The following is a 21,760-nucleotide window of genomic DNA, read 5'->3' as shown; positions in this document are numbered from 1 at the left end:
ATCTCAATATTTATATAAAATGCCTACATATCACATTAAACATGTCACAAAGTACAGCTATCCATCGCCAGTAACCGACAGTGCCAATCAAATTATATTAAGCCCACCGTCTGATGCATACCAGGAAATTATATATCATGAAATTAGGATTACGCCGAACACTTCTATAGATAACTTTTATGATTACTTTGGGAACAAGGTGGGAGTATTCTCCATTATACATCCACATACTGAACTGACCATAGTGGTAGAAGCAGAGGTGGTGACCAAGTCTGTTCTCCCTCCATCAGATTTTTGGCCAGCAAAGCAACAATGGCAGGGGATGGCCAAGCTTAATGATGATATTGCTTATCTGGATTTTATAAAGCCGGGCGTTTATCGATCGCTGAAGGTCATTAAAGATCAGGTCGAACAATTGGTCGATAAAGAAATGACGGTTTTTCAGGTAATCAATAAGTTATCTTCATTTGTCTATAATTTGCTGACCTATAAAAAAGGGGTTACTGATGTAGAAACCGATATTGATGAAATATGGGCGCTAAAGGCAGGGGTTTGCCAAGATTTTGCACATCTGTTGATCGAGATGCTGAGGATATACCATATTCCTTCTAGGTATGTAAGTGGTTATATATGTCCGATGGGAAATGAGCTTAGGGGCATTGGTGCTACGCATGCTTGGGTAGAGGCCTATATTCCAGACTACGGTTGGATGGGGATTGACCCAACCAATAACTGCTTGGTGAGCGACAGGCATATTCGCATTGCCTTTGGAAGAAACTTTAATGATTGTACCCCTGTTAAAGGTACTTATAAAGGATCTTCGGCACATACTTTGGCCGTGGCAGTAATCATTACCAATGAAAAAATAAGAGCAGAGGAAGAAACGGAAGTTCATGACCATATATATGTTAAGGAAATAGAAGAACCCATCACCGTCGTAAATTCCTATCAGAAGTTTATAGAAATGCAGCAACAGCAGCAGCAACAATAGAAAATATTTTATAGCTTGTATAAGCATGGGCGATTACTTTACAGACTTCGTTCTCAGTTAGATAACTTGGTGCATTGAGCCTGAACATATCAAGGGTGGGTAGAATGTAGAAAACTTATATCGCTTTGAGCCATATAATTTTTAGATATTTAACCTTCCATTTTAATTTATCATGAAGATTGTCATTGCCGAAAAACCGTCTGTAGGAAGAGAATTAGCAAAAGTGTTTGGAGCCACTACACGTAAAGATGGTTATATTGAAGGCAAGGGATATTCTTTTACCTGGGCTTTTGGACATTTGCTTCAATTGGCTCCTCCGCAGGAATATGGCTTTTATGGTTGGCGTAAGGAACATTTGCCCATGCTGCCCAATAAATTTAAGCTTTCTATCCGCAAGGTAAAGTCCAAAGATGGATTTGTAGAGGACCCAGGCGTGAAAAAACAATTGGATATCATTAAAAAGCTATTCGATGAAGCCACTGAGATTATTGTGGCTACCGATGCTGGGCGTGAGGGAGAGCTGATCTTTCGGTATATCTATTCTTATCTGAAATGTAAGAAGCCCTTTAAGCGCTTATGGATTTCTTCCCAGACCGATGAGGCCATCAAGGACGGTTTCAGAAACCTAAAGGAAGGAACGGAATATGATACCCTGTTCAGTTCAGCCCATTGTCGTTCTGTTTCAGATTGGTTGGTGGGTATGAATGCTACACAGGCCTTAAGCATTTCCGCCGGAGGGAGAAATGTACTTTCTTTGGGAAGGGTTCAAACGCCAACTTTGGCCATGATTTGCGCCCGTTATCTTGAGATAAAGAATTTCGTGCCAAAGATCTATTACCAGATCGGTATACAATTGGATAAGGATGGACAGCTTTTCAAGGCCATTTCTGTAGAAAATTATGATACCAAAGAAGAGGGAGAAGCGGTTTTTGCCAAAGTGGAAGATGTGGCTTCGGGCTTTGCCAATGGTGGTAACATTGTAGGGGTAGAGGCAAAACCTAGAAAAGAACCACCTCCTTTGCTGCACGATCTGAGTTCTTTGCAACAGGAAGCCAATAAGAGAAATGGTTTTACCGCAGATCAGACTTTAGGTTTGTTGCAGAATTTGTATGAAAGTAAGTTGGTGACCTATCCACGTACAGGCAGTCGCTATATTGGCGATGATGTTTTTGCCACGGTACCGCAGTTGATCTCCAGTCTTACCGATCATGTTAACTTTGGAAAACAAGCGGTAGTTTTACAGGAAGCGACCCTGAACAAGCGTAGTGTAAATGCTAAAAAAGTAACGGATCACCATGCCATTTTGATCACTGGGGTAAAACCATCACACTTGAGCAAAGACCATCAGGCTATTTATGATATGGTGGCGGGACGTATGCTCGAAGCTTTTCACCAGGAGTGTATAAAGGAGATTACAAAAATTAGCATTCAATCTGAAGTGCTGTTCATGGCCAATGGTACGGTAATCCGTTCGGCAGGTTGGAGAGCTGTTTTTAATGATGTAGAGGATGATAAAAAAGAAGAAGATAATCCAGCTTTGCCTAAGGTAAAGAAGGGTGAAGCACTCCCTATTGTAAATAAGGCTTTTTTGGAGAAACAGACCAAGCCAAAGGCTATGTACAACGAAGCTTCGCTGCTAAAGGCCTTAGAAACCTGTGGGAAAGAAATTGAAGATGAAGAGCTGCGTTATGCCATGAAAGACAGTGGTCTGGGCACACCGGCCACCCGGGCGGCCATTATTGAAACGCTGCTTACCCGCGAATATATTGTGCGTGAAAAACGTAACCTATTACCAACGGCTAAAGGTTTGGCTGTTTACGAAGTGGTAAAAGACAAAAAAATAGCACAGGCGGAGCTCACTGGACAATGGGAAAAGCGCTTGGAAGAAATCAGGTCGGGAGCTTCGGTATTAGATTTTAAACAGGAAATTACCGAATATACCAAAAACATTACACAAGAACTTTTAGTGGCAGGGGCTTCTATTTCTGCGCAATTGGCAGAAACACCAACTACTGCATAGTCTATTGGATGAGTAATCATTTTGGCATATTGATCGGGTTTGCTAAATTGCTGCATCATGAACCGTAAATTTTTTCTTTCCTCGCTCATTCCCGCAACCGCAATGCTCTATGCCTTTAAAGGCAAAACGGATAAAACCGTTAGGTCTAGTGATCATGTAGCAAAAAGCAGGTTGCCTGCTTATCTCGCTGCCGGAGATCTGATCGGGATCACCTGTCCGGCAGGTTATATTACCCAAGAGGAGATCGCACCTGCTGTAGCACAAATGAAAAGTTGGGGATTTGATGTGGTATTGGGAAAAACCGTTGGCGCAAGAGATTTTACTTTTGGCGGTACAGATCAGGAACGTTTGCAAGATCTGCAGCAAATGATGGATGATACAAGTATCAAGGCCATTATGTGCGCTAGGGGAGGTTACGGGGCCATTCGAATTGTAGATCAGTTGGATTTCAGCATTTTTAAACTATCGCCCAAATGGCTGATTGGTTTTAGCGATATAACCATTCTGCATTGCCATATTAATAGCAATTATCGCTATGCCACACTACATTCCAAAATGTGCAATAGTTTTCCTTCAGATTGGGCAACGGCAGAACCCATACAGATCGATACCATCAAATCCATAGAAAAGGCCTTGAAAGGCGAAAAGATGAGCTATAATGCCGCTTATCAGCCATCCAATAGATTGGGCCTTGCCAAAGGTGAACTCATTGGTGGCAATCTGCGCTGTATAGAAAATTTGGCGGGAAGCAAATCTGAAATTAAAACGGATGGCAAAATTTTGTTTGTAGAAGATGTAGGGGAATATTTGTACAGTATTGACCGCATGTTCTATAACCTGAAAAGGAGTGGTAAGCTCTCTAACTTAAAAGGACTAATTGTTGGTGGATTTAGGGTAAAGAAAGACGATGAGGGCGATGGTTTTGGGAAAACCTTGGAAGAGATTGTGCTGGATAAAGTGAAAGATTATGAGTATCCGGTTTGCTTCGATTTTCCAGTGGGCCACCAAAGGGCCAATTATGCTTTGAAATGTGGTGTAAAACACCAGTTGGAGGTCAGTGCACAAGGGACGGTACTTATGGAAAACTAGTTGCTGGTTTATGCGCCGATTTGATATACCGCTGTTTCCTGTAAACGGGAGGCAACAATAATTTCAGTGCCATTGGCTACCTGGCTAAAAAGATGGTTCACCAAATCGGGGCAATTGTTTTCATGGCTAAGATGCGATAAGAAAAGATGACTCATAAAGCTTGGCTTATGGTTGACAAAGAGATCCAGTGCTTTTTTGTTAGACAGGTGTCCATTTCCGCCACTAATCCTTTTTTTCAGAAAATAAGGGTATCTACCCTTGTCTAGCATCTCATCGTCATAGTTGGCCTCTAAAAAAGCGGCATGGCATTGGCCGAAATGATGGATGAGGTTTTGGCAATGATCACCTATGTCGGTAAATACACCCACCTTTATTTCGCCATGGGCAACGATAAAACTGTGGGGCTCGGCAGCATCATGCAGCTTGGGAAAGCCAATCACATTTAAATTACCAATGGCAATGGGCGTATGGGCATGAAATGGATAGATCAAATGTTGAGGTAATACCTGTTTACCGCTCAATAGTGTTTTTGGCGTAATGTAAATGGGCAGTTGATGTTTTTTGGCCAGTACGGGTAAGCCTTTAATGTGGTCGGTATGCTCATGGCTAATAAATATGGCCCTGATCTTGCTCATGTCAAGTCCCAGTCTGTTGATTCTGACCTCGGTTTCTTTGCAATTGAGCCCTGCGTCAATAAGTACGGCATCCTGTTCATTGCCAATATAAAAACAATTGCCGTTGCTGCCGGTATTTAAAGAAGTAATGTATAAAGCCATTTGCTTACAAAGAACGAAATTTTATAACTTTTTATTAAGATATAATTATAAACATTTGCGCCTCGATAAAACATAGGGATAGATCCAACTGTTTTGATAAAAAACATTATGGAAGAAAAATACAACCAGGCCACCCCGCAGCGCCCCGAAGGGAACAGGGCTTTAGACGCAGCACTGCTGTCTATAGATCTACCAAAGTATGCCGCACAGCTAAAAGGAGAGGCTGCCTATCATGAAAATGGTAAAAATGCCATTACTGTTTTTAAGTCGGAACACACCACCATTACCCTTGTGGCCTTAAAAGAGGGGGAAAAGATCAAATCTGGCAGGGAAGAGCGTAAAATAGTGATGAGCCTGTATGTGATAGCGGGTGGTTTAAGCTTCGAAAGCGAAGAGAAGACGACGGATTTGTCAGCAGGACAATTACTTAGCTACCATTCTGAGTTGCCTTTTAGGGCTTTTGCCCATGTAGATAGTGTTTGCCTGCTTACGGTAGTGAAGTAAACCAGCTTTTGCACAAATGTTAATTGTTCAAAAAAAAGTTCAAAAAAAAATATAGAAAAATGAAAGTATTGCTTGTATATTCTGTTTAAATGATATATTTGACCAATAAATTAAAATTATAACAATGGAAAAATTTGCAAAAGTTAAAGAAGTAGTAGCTGCAATTGAGGCAGACGTAGAAAAATTTTATAATGCAGGTAATTCTGCAGCAGGTACGAGAGTGCGCAAAGCGATGCAAGATCTTAAAGGTTTAGCTCAAGAAATCCGTACTGAAGTTACAGAGAAGAAAAATGGCGCGAAATAATAATTACGCTTAAAGTAATTAGAAAGACCTTGTGTATAACAAGGTCTTTTTTTATGCAGTTATATGTCCCTGCAAGGCCAATGCGGCAAGAAACAGTTATATTCGTATGTTATAAACTAAAAGATCATCAAAATGATTTCAGTACAGGTAACATATAGGATAAAACCCGATTTTGTTGAAAAGAACAAGAAAAATATCCACAATTTTTTAGTGGACTTTAAAAGCATGCTCACCACTAAGTTTCTATACAATGTGTATGTAAAGGAAGATGGGCTAACATTTGTGCATCATTCGATGTATGCAGATGAAGCTATGCAACAGGAAGTACTAAATACGCCTTCTTTTTTGGCCTTTCAGCGTGAGCGCGACGAACATGGGCTTATTGAGGCACCAAGTATAGAGATATTAACACATATAGGTTCTTCCATGCGCACGATTTAGGGTAGATAGCCATGCTAAAGAAAGTAAGAATAAATAATTTGCCTATAAATCAGTAAAGTACAGACAAAGCACTTTTTTTATTTGCAATGAAAATAAGATAATTCTATATTTGCACCTCCTTAGAACAAAGGAAGATTCCGTAGCTCAGCTGGTAGAGCATTACACTTTTAATGTAGTGGTCCTGGGTTCGAATCCCAGCGGGATCACTAGAAGCGCACAACAGTGCGCTTTTTCTGTTTTTATACCCCACAAAACAGCTTAATCCCCAAAATTTCATACTATTTCATTCATAGGTTTTATCTGGATCGGTTACCTATTCGGTTACCTGTCCGGTTACCTTATTATTGTAGCTGAATAGGTAACCGATTTTAGAAATTTCGCTTGTGTGGGGTGGATTTTGAAAGGTTCAGACTTGTTTCTCCGCGATGGCGGCCAACAAAATTTGAAAACTTTTAAATGTGTAGAAAATGAAAAGCAATCAAAAGTTGTCACTCCTTTTTTGGAGATCAATGGCAAAAATTAGAAAAAGTGATGGGAAAGTGCCCATTTACGCTAGGATCACCGTTGAACGTGGTGGATCTAAGGAAATTAGTACCGGGGTATGGCTAATTCCCGAAAATTGGGGGATTGAAGAAAAACGGGCTATACTTTCCGAAGCAGAGGAACTTGTTAAGGGAAATGGAGGAAAGGGAGAGCTTAAAAGTAAGGAAAAAGAGCTGGCGGGATGCAATAAGGAATTAGAACGGATAGAAACCAATTTAGAAGATCATTTCAAGGTTCTGAAAATCGTCAATCAGCATGTTGACGCTGCCATGCTTAAAAGTGCGTTTGAAGGAAAAAATGAAGATAATAGCATAGAGCCTGAAAATGAAATCATCAATGAAATTGTTGAGGTAGAAGATGAGAATGTTGAGCAACCTACCACTCTCTTGGAAGCTACTGATGTTTTCATCACTGAATTTAAGAAACTTGTAGATAAAGAACTACGTAGTGACGATACGCTTAGGCACTGGAAAACGACAAAGAATAAACTACTTAGTTTTATCGCTTTTAAATTCAAACGTAAAGATTTATTACTTAATGAGATCAAATCCAATTTCGCCGACCAATTTCTAAACTATTTGACAACTTTGGTTGAAGAACCTTTAGCAGAGGTTACTGCCGAGAAGCATGTCAAGAATACAAAACAGATTATCACTGCAGCCAGAAAAAATGAATGGGTAGATGTTAATAGGATAAGCGACTTTAAATGTAAGGCCAGTTCCCCGGATGTTGAACCATTAGAACTTTACGAAGTTCAGGCTATTTATGAAAAGAAAGGCCTGAACAGAAGGTTGGAAGAAGTAAGAGACGCCTATATCTTCCAATGCTTTACTGGATTTGCATATCAGGATATTTATGCGCTCTCACCCGAACATATTGTTCCTGTGGGGTCAAACCATGAAATGTGGTTGATCAAAAAAAGGGGAAAGACCGAAGTAACTGAAATGGTCCCCATCCTGCCAATAGTTGAGACCCTTATTGAAAAATATAAAAATCACCCATACTGCAAGGTTCATAACAAGTTAATGCCAATTAACTCCAACTACAGGTATAATAACTATCTGAAGGAATTGGCTTTTTTATGCAATATCACTAGGGAAGATATTATATTAGATACCCACCTCGCCAGGCATACCTTTGCGGATATTATGTTGAATGTTATGGGGGTTCCATTAGAAGATGTAAGCAAAATGCTTGGACATAAGAGCATAAGAACAACACAGCGGTATTGCAGGGTCAAAAAGCATAGGATCAGCAAGAACATGAAGACAATGGTCTACAATCTGTTTACAAAGGATGGGAAACTGAGAAAAGTCGTAGCTGCCTAATTTTTTACTTAAGATAAAAAAATAAGCTAAAATTAAGAGGAACCTCAATCATTGATGGTTCCTTTTTCGTTTAAAGTGTAATCGTCATTACTTGATCTGACAGTTTACCTGGACCATATCCATTCCCAAGCTGTGCCTTTCCAATTGGTTATGGTCTCTTGGTTTTTATTCTTCCATTGACGTCTTTCAAAATGATTGAAGAACTCTCTCGCCATTTCAAGAGATTTGCCCTTTTGTATAAAGTAGATTTCTACAAATTCGTAAGGAGGAGGAATAGACTTACCTTTTCCGCAATTGTGACTTCTCATTACCCACCTTATGTTTTTCCAGCATTTGGTTTATTTCATCTTGGTCATAGTAAATGTTTCCTCCAATTCTAACATGGGGTAACGTGCCATTATTTCGCATGGTATGCAATTTACCAGGTGATACGCCCAATAATTTTATGATCTCCGCCGATTTTATCCATTTCTTATTGGAAGGTCTGGCCCCTTTGTCAATCACAAGCGTCTTTATTTCACATAAAAGCTCGTCTTTGAACTTTTCCAGGTCGCCTTTTGTTATCAAGTCATCCTTATTCATTATTCATTTGCGTTAAAGTGTGTTTACAAATATATCAAACTGGCCTTAGCTTTATAAAAAGATGGAGAATACTTGATATATCCAAATTCGTCGAGCTCTCTGATAAGACGATGATAGGTAGCATTACTCGAAATTTTAGCTACCGGCATTACCTGTTGACAAAATAAGCTCATTGGGTTATGGCCATCACTTTGTGACCAAAAATGAAACAGAGCCATATAAAGTGCCAGATGCCCTTTATTAAGGCGACAATCTTTAATAGCCGCAGTGATAAATAATTCTATCTTATTCGCTCCATTCATCTGGCTACTTTTATCCTTTTTCTTTCAGTCTTTACTTGTTTCTCTAGGTGGCGAACTTCCAGTGTTTTTGACCGATCTTCCCTCGTGATCTTCGCAGGGTCTAAGACCTTGCCATCATTGTTCATCACTATAATTCCTGATTGTCTTGGGTTGGCATAGATGACCGCCTGCAATTCTTCCGCATTTCTGGTCAAGGTGACCTTAAATGGATTTCCTTTTGACAACTCCTGAAATATCTCCAATTTGTTCTCATTGCTTAGATTGTCTTTTGTGGGCAGCTTTGATAACGCATCCATAATACCCTCATCAAGTCTCTCATTGGAAAATCTGATCAGCTTATAATTACCCTGAGCGTCCTTGTCGTTAAAATCCATCTGTACCCATTCCTTTGTACTTTCTTTTATCGCTTGACCCGCTAAAAGCTTAGTCGCATTTTCGAGTGGCATTAGGCCCAATTCATCGTGTTTAAAGTCTTGTCGTCTTACAGTGTTCGTGGTCTCATCTTTGTAGGCAACAGTATATCCATCAAAACTGCTGTGGTTTGGATTTTTGTTAAAGTGGAGTGTGTATTCAACTGTTTGTTTGGGAGCTAATTGTTCAATATGCGAGATGGTAGCTGGCCCTTTGCTTCTTGCTAAAATTTCTTCAGCCCGATCCGCATGTTTACCCAACCCAATTCTGTTAAGGCTGCCCCTAATATTTGAAATACTATCAACCTCTTGGAGATCGTGCCTTTTTTTCAGATTATACAATCTTACAGCATCTATCATCTTTCTCAACAAGAAAGAAAATATTCCGGGGCTGATTTGCCTTTCCAATTGTCTTTTTTCAATTTTTAGCAGTACTAAAACGGAAGGGTCCTGTAGATCAACCTTCTTATATTTTGCTTGGATAACTAGCAACTGGTTAAGTCGTTCTTTCTTAAAGCCCTTGCTTTTCAGAACAGATGGCGAAAATAATCTTGCATATTTTTGCTCCTGCTCTTTCCACCTTATTAATTCCTGTTCAAAGTCCCGTTCCATATCATCCATTTTTACAGTTAAAGAAAATAATGGCACGGTGATATTTCGTGCCATTAAATGGTGTTATAATCTTGCGCCTCTTTTTTTACTTTTTTTTTGATCTGTTTTTAGATTACCAGGGCCTTCTTCATCAGTCATATTGGTCTTTTCCACATTTTTGTTGGACAGATTTTGATCGTTTTTTGTCTGATCGGCCCCAGTAGTTTGTACTGCGCCTTGGCTGCTGGAATTTTCTTTAACGGCATTAGCAACCATTAGCCCGGCCTTAGCCTTATGGTATTCTGTCATACTATCATACCGTTCAATTTCCCTCATTTTTACATTGGCGACAACAAATTTGCTTGACAGATTTCCGTCAATCTCATACACAACTTTCTCAACATTTCCACGCCTAAGCGCATCTTCCAAAAGTTTCCTGTCTTCAGCATTCTTATTAGCCAGAAGAGGTTCCCGGTCTAAACTTTCCTTAAGGTTAAAGCCGTAACGTTCTCCATAGGATAATACTGGATAGTTGTTGTACTTGTCCCTAGTTGTAAGGTCCAATTGATCCCAGGCCCTATATTCAACTTTCTCTTTAGTTTCTTTTTCCTTTTCTACAAACCTTCCACTCAACAGGTTATACATTTGTTTTAAGGTGTAATCACTGTTTTTGTCCATGTAAAAGCCAGTTTTTAACAACACACCATTTTCTTTTTTCAATTCAACCTCTACCTTATTAAGAAAGTAGTTTCCTTGATCAGATCTGTTATAAAGAAGGGTTGAAGTCATTTCTTCATTGCCGAACGACTTTTGATGTGTTAGTGCAAATTGCTTGTCTTGGTTATCTACGTGCATTTGGAGTGCGGCATCAAGGTCGTTCTTATAGCCTTTGTAGAACGCCTGTTTTTGAAGGTTTTTCAGTTTCACATCATCATTGTTTTCCTGTTTCATTTTTCTGTTTTTAAAAGTTATATAATACTATCTCCATTACTTCTAGATAGCTCACTTATAGCGGCACCAGTCTGCCTACTGAATTATGTTTGCACCGATCAATTGCTTGTTCTTGATCTTAAGGGAAAGGTGCCTTCCTCCATTTTTCTCCATTACCTCGATAGAAAGATATTTTTGTTCAGGAATGGTAAACTTTGGTACTACAAATACCAGATTTTGCAAAGATTGTATCTCAATAAACTTTTGGTTGCCTAAAATATGCACAGGTATAATCTCAAGTTCTTGAGCTGCAGTTCGCTTGGCTACTTTCTTATCTCGGATATAGAACCTTAATTGGTCTATATCATATCTTATGTTAGAACTATTGCTAAGAGAAAGTTGAAATAAAAGATTGCCTTCGTTAACATATAGACCCAACAACTTTACACCAATATCATATTGGTTATCTTTTGGCCTCTTCATTAAACCCTTTTTGGACAACACTTTTTCGGCAATCTGCTTTATCCTTGCTTCGTTATCACTCCCATTTAGAAGAATACCTATTGCTTGCAACTGTTTATCCCGAGTATCCATTATAAAATTCAACTTACTCGGCTCGGAAGCATAGTTAAGGATGAAGGAATACAATGATCCATCGGCTAGAACAATGGTAAGATTGGTTTCTGTCAAGGAGCTATTGGCAGCTTTGACCTGCAATATATTCTCCACACCTTGAGCCTTCTGAACCAATACATCTTTATTTCCACGGTCAACACTTGTAATAGCATACGGAAAAATGAGATTGGTTGTTTTGTTATTACTGATTGTCAGCAATAATGGTTCAATCGTTGAATTTACTTTTGTTGCCTCATTCTGGGCAAACATTTTAAAGGAGAGTAACATGAACAAACACACTACCCATACTCCACTTTTACTTTTCATGTTGTAAGAATTTAAATATTAAGTTTAATTTTTTTGATTGAGGTCCTTTAGGATGACTTGGTAACCTGCCTTAACTGTTACCTTTACCAATTTGACCTTTTTACCCAACAGGCTTTTACTTAGTTCTATTCCGGCTGTGGCCGCCTGCGCTCCAAGCGAAGGATCAATTGTGGTCATATTAATGCCTTGTAAAGCATTGCTTCCCGACTGTTTGGCAACATCACGGCTTATGGCTCCAGGAATGTGTATGCCATCAATACCGTCCATGTCATAAACGCCGAGACTGACAGGAAAAATGGATTGTTTAAACCTTATATTATCAATCTTAATAGAAAGTCGCTCTCCATTAAGATTTGCTACCCCAAAAACAAAATTGCCTTTCGGAATGAGTATGCCATTGATATACACATCGCTTATCAGTCTCAACTTAACAATAGAACCACTTACCAAGGTCTGGGCTTCATGTACAACTGCGGCAATGGTACCGTGGTCTTCCTGATCAGTACTACTTCCTGGTTCTTCCAAAGAGAAAAAACCGCTTGGCTCTTTCATTCCTTTTCCTCGTTCCAGTAAGGAAATAGGGGTAGGCCTATTGTTGGCAGAGACAGAATATATTTGACCCTTATTTTGTTGGGAGGTTTTTCTTAGCCTCTCCTGTACACGTTCAGGATGTTGTATATCCAATACTTTTTCCAACATATCATTTAATTCCACCATTTCGGTATCAGGTTCTTCACTTGATTGTTGTGTCAATTTCATCAGGCCTTCTAATCTGTCTACTTCCGATTTATTTAATATGGATTGCTGATTAATGGTATTCTGCTTTGGCAATTGCTCTGAAGTCGTACTATTTTGGTTCAGTATGGCATTTAAAGAGCTTAGCCGCTCATATACTTTCGCTTCATTTGGGTCTTTGTACTGTGGACTTTGGTAAGCGTCCCGTACTTGTTCAAAACTGCCATTTGAACCAAGTAGCCGCTGATCATAGCTCCTATAAATATTAGCGGTATCCTTTTGGTAATAGGGATCGTTCCTTATCTGTTCTAATCGCTTCAGGCTGTCAATCCTTGCCTGATCGTAATAACTCATTTTGTCCATCTGCTTATCTTTGATATTCGCATTTGGCAATTCAATTTTAAGACCTCCAGTTTGCACATTATCCTTATTTAACTCGTTACCTTTCCCGCCCCCAAGAAACCAAAAGGCAAGGGTCACGAACGGCAAGACCAATATTGGCACCATCAAAAGAAACCTCTGTTCTCTTTTTTCCTTACTCACATTTTTCATGTTATCAATTTTTATTTTTAAATACTAAGGCTTATAAAGCCCGTTACTTTGTATATATAATTCCAATTGCTCCATACTATCTATTAAACCCGGACGATTATCAATTAGCCATTGCCATTGTTCGGGCGCAAAGCGCATGAGGCTATCCCTTTTGTGGTAATAGTCTTTTACGGCGTGAACAATAATGCTATCCGTATTTTGACCTAAAGGCCTACTATCTTCCTGAAGTTTTGGGATCATTATGGTAGATGGAGCTGCCATAGTCCGTTTGCTTTTCTTATTCAGCCCACCAACTATAAGGTACATGCAGAAACTTCCAAAAAGGGCAATAATAAAGATCAACCATCTCTTTTGGGCTGCTATGCTTAGGTGATCTGTTTTTCTTTTCATAAATCCCGCCCATTTTCCCTGTACTTTCCTTATTGCCGAAGCAATATTTCCAGCAACCTTTTCGCTTGCCTTTGGCATATCTTTAATTCTCTTTTTCATATGCATTTCTTTTATTATGCTAGTAGGGGCAAGACCTTTAGGCAATCACCCTCAAATACTTTGTTCATGTATACACACGTTATTGCCTATTTCTCACACTTATGTCTCTGTTGTCCAAAATCCTCCACCTCTCTATCAGGAAACCGTGTGCATTGTTTTCACTTCTGCTCACATTGCGCAGATAACCCTCAGTTACCAGATTACGTATTACGATACTTGATGGTCGGGTAAGCTCCTGCTTTGCAAAACATCTGAAGTAAAAAGGATACTGGTTAATATTTAACTGGATACTATCAATAGCGATGGTTTGGTTTACATTACCGCTAATGATGTTGGAATAATAATTCCCTTCTTTTAGATTGTCATACTGGAGCTTTGCCGTTCCATCGGCCAGATAAAGAGCTTTGGTCAGGTTTACTTGGATGGCCTTGTCATCAGGAGAAAGCGAAAAGAAAAATTGGTGGAAAGATTTGATATGATCTTTCGCTTCAATAGGAATATTGTCTTTTCGGTCAGTTGCGTAAGCTTCTAAGGCTTTGCCATTAACAAGAACATATATCCTGTCCTGTGTAGCACGCGCTAGCTTAAAACTATTATAACTGATGAAAGCACTGGCAAACAAACTGCCTAATATAACTATTACACTAACTAGACGTACATATTGGAATGCAGTCTCTATATTTCGCATTTTCTTAAACATATCTCACTATTTCGATCTCACTAATACTTATCAAGAATTGCCTTTTCCACTTAATTTATCTTTCATATAGCCGGTACCATATCCTAGGCCTCTTCCTAAAGTACCAGCAACACCATTACCCGAAGCCTGACCAGACCGGCCCTCATTATAGTTTTTGCCCATGTTGGCAATATTGTTCGCTCCACTAGCCATTCGATTGGAAGTAGCTTGCACAACACCGGGAGTTGCGGCTGTTAAACTGGTAATTTTTTGTAACATGGCTCCGCCACCGCCCGAATTGACTATGAAACTCGCAACAGAGGGTACAGTGAAATAACCTACAATACCTATAATCATGAAGATGAGGTAGCCGGTATCTGCGGCGCTAAAAAAGGTATCACCTGTATCTCTGATCTGAGCAAGATCAAGCTTGATCATATTCTCTTGTATCTTACCGATGATGGCACCAAAAATATTAGCTACGGGCAACCATAAGAAAACATTAAGGTATCTGGCCAGCCAAGAAGAAAGGGTATGCTGTAGCCCGTCAAAAACAGCCAGGCCAAAGACCAATGGTCCAAGGATGGATAGCACTACCAATTGAAATGTCCGAAGGGTATTGATGCATAAGGCAGCGGCCTGGAATAAGACTTTTAAAACTTCACTCATCCATTCCTTTACTGAATTTCTAAAGTTATAGCTCATCTTTGCCAAGGCAAAACGAACGTTATTGCCAATGGTTTGATACCATCTTTCCTTCTCGGGATCTTCACCTCCATGCGTATACTTATACCAGGCGTCCCGGTTTCCTTCTTGTGTTTCACCAACGTACATCTGCCATATCGGACTGTCCTTAATGGCTTCCTGTTTTTGTTTGAGCAATACTTCAATAGCCTTGTCGCTATCTTTTACCATAGCTGCCGTTCCGGTTACCGTAGGTTTCATCGTCGCGTTGATCAGTCCCAAAACGGAAGGGAATATTCCAACACAAAAACCAAGTACGAAAGGTCGGAACAAAGGGTAGAAATCTATAGGTTCCGCTAAAGAAAGGTGCCGCCATACTCTTGAAGCGATGTACCATAAAGCGGCAAAACCCGCAAGCCCACGACCAACATCTGTAAGCTTTGAACATAGGGGCATCATTTCATCATATAGTTCTTCCAGCACAGAGTGCATACTGCTGATGTTCTCTGCCACGCCTTGGGCCATTCCAGTTATAGGCAAAATCATTGCCACCACCACCAAATAGGTGATCCTTTCCCATATTCGCCTCATTGCTTATTTTTTTTTGTCGTAAAGAGATTTAACCCCGTTAATATCCGTCTGTTCTTTTGCTCGTTGTAATGCCATTATATTGCCCTGGGAATTAAAATGACGTAGGAAGTTCAGCTTGTCTTCCATGTCTGCAAAAATTTTGTCTATGGCATCCAAGCGTTCATCATCACTCATTCGCAACTTATTGGCCGTGATCACCGTAGCCAGTTCATCTAAGTTTTTAAGACTGCTTTTAAATAGATTGTCATAAACCCGTTCCATGTATGTGATTTCGTCGGGATTGAACCAGTTCATTCCCTTAAATCGCTTAAAGGCTGCCTTATACTCTTTTACTAACATGACCTGGTAATTAATAATTGCCGAGACTTTGTGGTACTTTTTTACCGCAGGGCTAACCTCCATCAAACCATCTAAAAAAACCTGATGTATCTTGAAATTCCCTTCGCTAATATCTTTAACGGTATTATATCCGGTGAAGATGATGTCGTAACCCTTTTTAAGATTACTGAGGATACTTTTTAGCTGGGCCAGCTTTTCAATGTTAAGTCCAAGTTGTATGGCTTCATTGCTTTGACTAAAGGCTTTGGGTACGGTCAGACTGCTCAATAAAAGCCAGACCCATATGATTTTCATTTTCATGGTTCTAATCTTCAATAATTCCAAAATAGTTTCTCATGCGTTTTATCTCCAGTGTTTCCCTGTATCGTGAATTGGCAAGTTGTTTGGCTTCGCTGGTAAAACCGGTCAAGAATAAGTGTAGTTTTCGGGTTTCTTCGTTGAGATTGTCAATCCTTTCTATCCTTTCGTCATCCTTTAATGAAACCTGTCCATCACCAATAAGCATGGCCAATTCATCCAACAGAATGGCCGCATGGTCAATCACCCGATCAAATACCCGCTTAAGATATAACAGCTCCTCTTCCTTCATCATTCCAGACTGCCTGAGTGTCCTCATAGCATCATGGCTAAGCTTGACCAATTCAATTTGTCTGGAAATTGTTTCGGCAATTTTTGAATACTTTTTAATTTGAGGGCTTACCGTAACCAGGTCATTAAAATACTTTTTGTGGAGATTGAACTCACCGCCTTTAAGATCACCAATCAGATCAAGGCCGCCATTCACAATCTTATAGCCAGCCTTTACATAATCCCCGTATACTTTTAATGCAGCAATCTGTTCGATCAAATATTTTTTTTGTGTTTTGTTCTGCCTGAACCACTCGTCAAAGTTTTGGGCATAGCTTCCCAATCCCAGCAGGATTAAAAAGCAAATGGTAATTGTCTTCTTCATAGTCCTTTTCTCTTGTTTTTAGTTTTATTGATATTTAGTATTTTGCTCAATAGCTGTTCTTTACTTGGAAACTTTTGACCTCCAGCTATGGAAATTGACTTGAAGGTTTGTTTGCCTTTAACCATTAGCCCCTCCACTTCTGCATCCCTTATCTTAAGACCATCATCAGTATGGTCTACTCGAAGCTTTACTACAGGCATGTTTTCAAACCTTTTATCTGATAAGACCGTTTGAAGGATTAAGGGAAAAGGATAATACTCTTGCTCATGCGCCTGCATCACTGTTACCTGCATCGCAGGCAGTAATTCACCACTATTGGTAAGGTTGACTAGAAAGTGGCCCTTATATCCTTTGTCTTCCAGCATTTTGCAAAATGCCTCCATGTCCTTGTCTAAATACTTGTCCATATTTTAATTTTTTATGCCGTACAGGTCTTTCACCATTTTGATCTCACTTTCAGATTTTGCCCGGTTAAGACTTAACAGAGCATTTTCTGTATTGAACTTGCGCAGGTCCTTAAGGTTCAAATCCACTTGATTATCAACGTTGGAAATTATTTCCATTCGTTTGGCGTCGCTCATCTGTGTTGCAAAGGAATTGATCACAATGGCCAACTGGTCAATGTTCTGCACAGTTTCATTTAATATCCCCTCATATACTCGCCCCATGTAGGTGACCTCATCAGCAGTAAAATTTTTATCTTTCTTTACCATCTGCCATGCCCTTTTATATTCTTCGACCAATTGGACCTGCTTGCCCGTTATGTTCCTGATCTGCTGGTAATAGGTAATAAGCGTTTTCACTTTGTGCAGTTCGTCAAAATAATCCTTGTAGATATTCTTCTGTCGCTCTACCCAATCCCCAATTTCTTCAAGTTTTAGTTTGGACATAATGTTCTCAATAGTTTTTTGCGCATTCTGCAGCCAAATCACTTTGTTCTGCTCCCGCTGTATCTTCAGGTCGATGGCCCTTAGTACCTTTTTTACCGTTGCGGTAATGACTTCTGCTTGCGCCCTGCAAGACAAGCTTGATCCTATAATAAGCCCACATGCCAAAAACATAATGCACACATACCTTTTCATATCACCTCCTTTTTGTTATAAGCCATTACCTTGTCTTATCTCTTCAGCCAATACTGCAATGCCTTTCTGTATACTGCCAAACCTTTCTGCATACTCCATCACCTTTACCTTTTCTGTTTGTTCGGTGGTGTAGGCCAGATATTCTTCTAAGCTTACTTCAGTGCGGTAAACTTTGCTATAGGTTCCACCTAGGCTGATGAAAACTTCTTTGTATTTTTTTGAAGGATCATTGGCCTTATTGACCGACAGCACCAATGCCTTCTCTTTCTCGGTAAGACCAAGTAATTCCTGTATCGCATCAAACTTGTTCTGATATTTGCTTTGATCCAACAGAATTTTACAATCTGAGTTATTGATGATGGCCTGCTTTACAATAGGCGATGAAATAATATCTTCTACCTCTTGGGTGACCACCATTGCCTCACCAAAAAATTTCCTCACTGTTTTGAATAGATACTTGATGTACTCCGCAAAACCTTCTTTCATTAGCGCTTTCCACGCTTCCTCAATCAGTATCATCTTACGAATGCCTTTAAGCTTTCGCATCTTATTGATGAAAACCTCCATAATTATGATGGTACAAACTGGAAATAAAATTGGATGTTCCTTTATCGCATCCAATTCAAAGATGACCAGGGGCTGCTGCAACAGGTCTAAATTCTTTGTGGCATTGAGTAGGTAATCAAATTCTCCACCTTTGTAGTACGGACGAAGTACATAAAGGAGGTTGTTCATGTCGAAATCCTTTTCCTTTACATTTTCAAGTTTGAGCGCCTCTACAAAATCTTCCTTTAAAAATTCATAAAAGGTATTGAAAGAGGGAAACAGATCCTGGTACCTGTCCAATTTTTCAAAATAGAGCTGTATGGCGTTGGAAAGAGCTACATATTCAGAACGTTTATAGGTTTCATCGTCCTTTTTCCAAAGGGCCAAAATCAACGTTTTGATGCTCTCTTTTTTTTCAGTGTCCAAACTATCACCTTCACCAATAAAAAATGGATTAAAGCGTATCGGGTTTTCTTCCGAGTAGGTGAAGTAGTAGCCGTTCACCATATCACATAATCCCTTATAGCTATGACCTACATCAACAATAACAATGTGGCATCCTTGTTCGTAATAGCTACGACATAGGTGGTTAGTGAAAAAAGATTTTCCAGATCCACTAGGTCCTAATAGGAAGCGATTTCTATTGGTAATGAAACCTAGTTTTACCGGCTCATCACTAATGTCAACATGCAATGGCTTACCTGTCATTCTATCACCCAATCTTAAACCAATAGGGCTGATGGACGTACGATACCCTGTTTCCAAGTTTAGGAAGCAGGTGGCCTGCTCTGCAAAAGTGTCGAACGTATCATTGATCGGGAAATCTGCGCCATTTCCGGGAATACCCGCCCAAAAGAGCTGCGGGGCACCTGCTGTTTCTTCCTTAGCTACAGCATCCATTTGAGCAAAGGCTGAGCTGATGATATTTTTCAGCTCTTTCAACTGGTTCTTGTCTTCGTTCCATATCGTAACATTGAAATGTGCCTTGATCGGCAACCGCTGTTCACCAATTGCTTCGTTCAGAAAGTCATTTGTGGCATCGCGGGCAATCAGGTTTTCTCTGCTATAGCCGGAAAGAGATTGCAGGCGTAATCGCTTACTTTCCAATTTTTGAATGGTTTTGGCCGCATCTTCTATAATGATATACTGGTTGTAGATATGACTACAGGGAAGTAACTGCCCCATTACCGAGGCAAAGCCAACGCTGAACTTGGTACGGTCGGAACTATATTTGTCGTAATTGATCCGTGAACCACAAAGTGAAGGAAGATCTGCGGCATCAGCCAAGGTGTAAACCTGTACATGATTATTGCCTACTTCTATGCCATCATCAAACTTAATATCCTTTAATACAGGGATATGGTCACTTTCAGCAAGGCTGCAGTATTTTTCGATCAATCCGACCTTGCGGCCTTTACTATACAGATCATCAGCCTTAAGGCGCTTCATCTTTACATAACCACTATCTACCAGTATGCGGCTGAATTGTGAAGTTTTATCTAAAAAATCTTGCAAAAGTTGTGGTTTAATAGTCTGTTCGGGAACAAGTGTTGGCCTGATCAGGCTGCAGAACATACTACTGGCAGTTTTTCTTCCTTGAGGTTTTTTGGTCAGCATAAGATAGCAGGAGTGGTCCAGGTAGGGGCGTTCGTTAAAGAAGCGATCACTGCTCCTGGTTAAAAAACTTTCTTCCTCGGAAGATTGTCCCTGACCGGCCTGATATTTTTTATCAATGAACCAATCTTGCTTATGGAGCACACAATATTTCGGCAAAACTTTGATAGCTTTTACCCAGGTCTGGTGAAAGGCCTCGTAATCCTGATTGCTAAGGGTAAAAATCTCGGGCAAATCAACTTTATATACAACAGTTATATCCCCTTGCTTACTTAGTATACAATCATTTTCAATTCCCATTAAAGGGAGTAAGTCTTCCATTCGCTTTTCCATACACACTATTCTATCTTCACGCTTTGCGTCTGTTATCAATTCAGGCTGCTTATTTATAGGCCTTTACTTCTTCTTTTTTTGGGCACCTGTTTTTTATTTTCACCCTGCTTAACAGTTTGAACTTTTCCCAATCGTTGATTATTCTCTTTGATTATGTTTGGCAATCCCGTTTCACTCCACGGCACTACCCTTGCTTTCATATTGGCCACAATAGGGTTTTTCATAAGAAACTCATTTACATCAAGTTCATAAATCTGTGCAATACGAACAGGATCAAGTTTACTCTCTACCGGCACTTCAACCACCACAATATCTTTAGGTAATTCGGTTATGGATTGGTGATCTATCGTTTCTGCAGCATGTGTTTTGGGGTTGTAGTAAAACCAATAATGCTCTGGCATAAGGAAAGGCACAGTCTGCATTTCCGAAAACTTTATACCCATTGTTGTGAAATCATCTTTTGGACGTAATGTTCCTAGTGTCAAATCCGTATAGAAAGTATGATCAAGTATTTCTATCGTGGGCAGGTGGCCAGCCATTCGTTTGGCATATAATTCCTGATCTACGATCACTTCAAAATCACTCTTTCCTGTTACCTGTTCAATAGGCTTATTGTACTTCAGTGCCATTCCTTCAGGGTCCAGAATGGTAAATGGTGGAATTGTTATCGTTTTGATATCAGGATGTCCGTATCTGTCGCTACCAGGTACATTCTTGACAATGGGATCATATAACAACGAATACCCCGTATCGTTATATTGGAGCATTTCAAATGAAATCACATTAGCCTTGTTTGATAGATCCCGAAACTCTTCTTTCATCACATCAATCAAAAATGCATTACCCTCCATCATTATTCCCGGAAGCTTCCGCTCCATTTCCTTATTTTCCATTGTTTCCTCTTTTTGTTTTCTGTCTCCATTTTGTTCTTGTTCTTGGGAATATAAGTCACCATAAATGTGCTCCCACAACAAGGTTTTTTCTAAGGGAATGGTTTGGGCATGGTGCATCTCTTTTATGGGAACATGTACATAAGGGGAGGTATTATAATCCAAACCTAATAGTTCGGCACAACCTACAGGATCAATATTAGCCAAAGAAGGCATCATAATTCCGATCACGTCCATTCCCTTTGGCAGCTCAGTTAGGCTTTCAGGAATATCAATAACATTCTTCGATACCTGATCATAGTAGGCTGCGAGTTGATTTTTATCTGCATATTGTACTTCAAGAGAAGAAAAGTCGATCACTTTCACGTATAGGGGGGCATTCAAGGGTATCATTTTTCTTGCTTTAATATCTACTTCATATACTGTCCCCAATATTTCCAACCTCGGTAATCTCCTTTCCATAAAATAATACTTTAGATCATTTCAGTGAACCTACCTCATCAACACAATGGTAGACTTTG

24 protein-coding genes and 1 tRNA gene are annotated in these 21,760 nt (G+C 39.7%); 8 read left to right on the top strand and 17 right to left on the bottom strand.

Annotation, left to right across the window (positions count from 1 at the left end; all coding sequences use genetic code 11):
• Positions 1-19: 19 nt before the first annotated feature.
• From JHD79_RS10960 to JHD79_RS10950, 3 genes are all read left to right on the top strand, one after another.
• Positions 20-991, top strand: a complete 972-nt coding sequence (locus tag JHD79_RS10960; protein WP_199119277.1) for a transglutaminase family protein — start codon at positions 20-22, stop codon at positions 989-991.
• 172 nt (positions 992-1,163) lie between these two features.
• Complete coding sequence (locus JHD79_RS10955; protein ID WP_199119276.1) at positions 1,164-3,011, top strand: DNA topoisomerase 3; 1,848 nt, start codon at positions 1,164-1,166, stop codon at positions 3,009-3,011.
• A gap of 57 nt (positions 3,012-3,068) precedes the next feature.
• Positions 3,069-4,100: an LD-carboxypeptidase gene (locus JHD79_RS10950; protein WP_199119275.1), complete on the top strand. Its 1,032-nt coding sequence runs from the start codon at positions 3,069-3,071 to the stop codon at positions 4,098-4,100.
• A gap of 8 nt (positions 4,101-4,108) precedes the next feature.
• Here JHD79_RS10950 and JHD79_RS10945 read toward each other — a convergent pair whose 3' ends face one another.
• Positions 4,109-4,876 (bottom strand): MBL fold metallo-hydrolase, encoded by a 768-nt coding sequence (locus JHD79_RS10945; RefSeq protein ID WP_199119274.1) that lies wholly within the window; start codon positions 4,874-4,876, stop codon positions 4,109-4,111.
• A gap of 108 nt (positions 4,877-4,984) precedes the next feature.
• On the opposite strand from JHD79_RS10945, the gene JHD79_RS10940 reads away from it, so the two are divergent.
• From JHD79_RS10940 to JHD79_RS10920, 5 genes are all read left to right on the top strand, one after another.
• Positions 4,985-5,380, top strand: a complete 396-nt coding sequence (locus JHD79_RS10940; RefSeq protein WP_199119273.1) for a hypothetical protein — start codon at positions 4,985-4,987, stop codon at positions 5,378-5,380.
• 124 nt (positions 5,381-5,504) lie between these two features.
• The gene (locus JHD79_RS10935) at positions 5,505-5,684 is read left to right on the top strand and encodes a histone H1 (RefSeq protein WP_199119272.1); all 180 of its coding nucleotides are present in this window, start codon (positions 5,505-5,507) and stop codon (positions 5,682-5,684) included.
• A 132-nt stretch (positions 5,685-5,816) separates the two neighbouring features.
• Positions 5,817-6,125, top strand: a complete 309-nt coding sequence (locus JHD79_RS10930; protein ID WP_199119271.1) for a hypothetical protein — start codon at positions 5,817-5,819, stop codon at positions 6,123-6,125.
• 133 nt (positions 6,126-6,258) lie between these two features.
• Positions 6,259-6,331, top strand: a tRNA-Lys gene (locus tag JHD79_RS10925).
• 261 nt (positions 6,332-6,592) lie between these two features.
• Positions 6,593-7,996: a site-specific integrase gene (locus JHD79_RS10920; protein ID WP_199119270.1), complete on the top strand. Its 1,404-nt coding sequence runs from the start codon at positions 6,593-6,595 to the stop codon at positions 7,994-7,996.
• Positions 7,997-8,100: 104 nt separating this feature from the next.
• On the opposite strand, the gene JHD79_RS10915 is transcribed toward JHD79_RS10920, so the two are convergent.
• The 16 genes from JHD79_RS10915 to JHD79_RS10840 all read right to left on the bottom strand — a co-directional run bounded on the left by JHD79_RS10915 (position 8,101) and on the right by JHD79_RS10840 (position 21,701).
• Positions 8,101-8,304: a hypothetical protein gene (locus JHD79_RS10915; RefSeq protein ID WP_199119269.1), complete on the bottom strand. Its 204-nt coding sequence runs from the start codon at positions 8,302-8,304 to the stop codon at positions 8,101-8,103.
• Positions 8,276-8,578: a helix-turn-helix domain-containing protein gene (locus JHD79_RS10910; protein ID WP_199119268.1), complete on the bottom strand. Its 303-nt coding sequence runs from the start codon at positions 8,576-8,578 to the stop codon at positions 8,276-8,278. The genes JHD79_RS10915 and JHD79_RS10910 overlap by 29 nt, the downstream gene beginning before the upstream one ends.
• Before the next feature lie 23 nt (positions 8,579-8,601).
• Positions 8,602-8,880, bottom strand: a complete 279-nt coding sequence (locus JHD79_RS10905; RefSeq protein ID WP_199119267.1) for a hypothetical protein — start codon at positions 8,878-8,880, stop codon at positions 8,602-8,604.
• Positions 8,877-9,956, bottom strand: a complete 1,080-nt coding sequence (locus JHD79_RS10900) for a hypothetical protein (RefSeq protein WP_199119266.1) — start codon at positions 9,954-9,956, stop codon at positions 8,877-8,879. Before JHD79_RS10900 ends, JHD79_RS10905 begins: the two co-directional genes overlap by 4 nt.
• 9 nt (positions 9,957-9,965) lie before the next feature.
• Positions 9,966-10,832, bottom strand: coding sequence for a hypothetical protein (locus JHD79_RS10895; protein WP_199119265.1), 867 nt, complete (start codon positions 10,830-10,832; stop codon positions 9,966-9,968).
• A 75-nt stretch (positions 10,833-10,907) separates the two neighbouring features.
• Entirely contained in the window at positions 10,908-11,753 is an 846-nt protein-coding gene (gene traN / locus JHD79_RS10890; protein ID WP_199119264.1) for a conjugative transposon protein TraN, read from the bottom strand.
• A 24-nt stretch (positions 11,754-11,777) separates the two neighbouring features.
• Complete coding sequence (traM, locus tag JHD79_RS10885) at positions 11,778-13,040, bottom strand: conjugative transposon protein TraM (protein WP_199119263.1); 1,263 nt, start codon at positions 13,038-13,040, stop codon at positions 11,778-11,780.
• Between the two features lie 24 nt (positions 13,041-13,064).
• Complete coding sequence (locus JHD79_RS10880) at positions 13,065-13,529, bottom strand: hypothetical protein (protein WP_199119262.1); 465 nt, start codon at positions 13,527-13,529, stop codon at positions 13,065-13,067.
• A 79-nt stretch (positions 13,530-13,608) separates the two neighbouring features.
• On the bottom strand, positions 13,609-14,217 hold the full coding sequence (gene traK, locus JHD79_RS10875) for a conjugative transposon protein TraK (RefSeq protein WP_370583321.1): 609 nt from the start codon (positions 14,215-14,217) through the stop codon (positions 13,609-13,611).
• A gap of 42 nt (positions 14,218-14,259) precedes the next feature.
• Positions 14,260-15,483, bottom strand: a complete 1,224-nt coding sequence (traJ, locus tag JHD79_RS10870; protein WP_199119260.1) for a conjugative transposon protein TraJ — start codon at positions 15,481-15,483, stop codon at positions 14,260-14,262.
• Positions 15,484-15,486: 3 nt separating this feature from the next.
• On the bottom strand, positions 15,487-16,116 hold the full coding sequence (locus JHD79_RS10865; protein WP_370583320.1) for a TerB family tellurite resistance protein: 630 nt from the start codon (positions 16,114-16,116) through the stop codon (positions 15,487-15,489).
• A gap of 10 nt (positions 16,117-16,126) precedes the next feature.
• Complete coding sequence (locus JHD79_RS10860) at positions 16,127-16,774, bottom strand: hypothetical protein (RefSeq protein WP_199119258.1); 648 nt, start codon at positions 16,772-16,774, stop codon at positions 16,127-16,129.
• Positions 16,771-17,181 carry a hypothetical protein gene (locus JHD79_RS10855; protein WP_199119257.1) on the bottom strand — a complete coding sequence of 137 codons (411 nt, stop codon included), beginning with the start codon at positions 17,179-17,181 and terminating at the stop codon, positions 16,771-16,773. The genes JHD79_RS10860 and JHD79_RS10855 overlap by 4 nt, the downstream gene beginning before the upstream one ends.
• 3 nt (positions 17,182-17,184) lie before the next feature.
• Positions 17,185-17,856: a conjugal transfer protein TraI gene (locus JHD79_RS10850; protein ID WP_199119256.1), complete on the bottom strand. Its 672-nt coding sequence runs from the start codon at positions 17,854-17,856 to the stop codon at positions 17,185-17,187.
• Positions 17,857-17,871: 15 nt separating this feature from the next.
• Positions 17,872-20,349: a TraG family conjugative transposon ATPase gene (locus JHD79_RS10845; RefSeq protein WP_199119255.1), complete on the bottom strand. Its 2,478-nt coding sequence runs from the start codon at positions 20,347-20,349 to the stop codon at positions 17,872-17,874.
• A gap of 53 nt (positions 20,350-20,402) precedes the next feature.
• Complete coding sequence (locus JHD79_RS10840) at positions 20,403-21,701, bottom strand: hypothetical protein (RefSeq protein WP_199119254.1); 1,299 nt, start codon at positions 21,699-21,701, stop codon at positions 20,403-20,405.
• Between the last annotated feature and the right edge of the window lie 59 nt (positions 21,702-21,760).

The organism is Pedobacter sp. ASV28 (genome assembly GCF_016428855.1).
In the GTDB taxonomy this organism is placed as follows: Bacteria; Bacteroidota; Bacteroidia; order Sphingobacteriales; family Sphingobacteriaceae; genus Pedobacter.
Note: the sequence above shows the minus strand (reverse complement) of the source record. Positions and strands in the feature narration are given on the sequence as shown.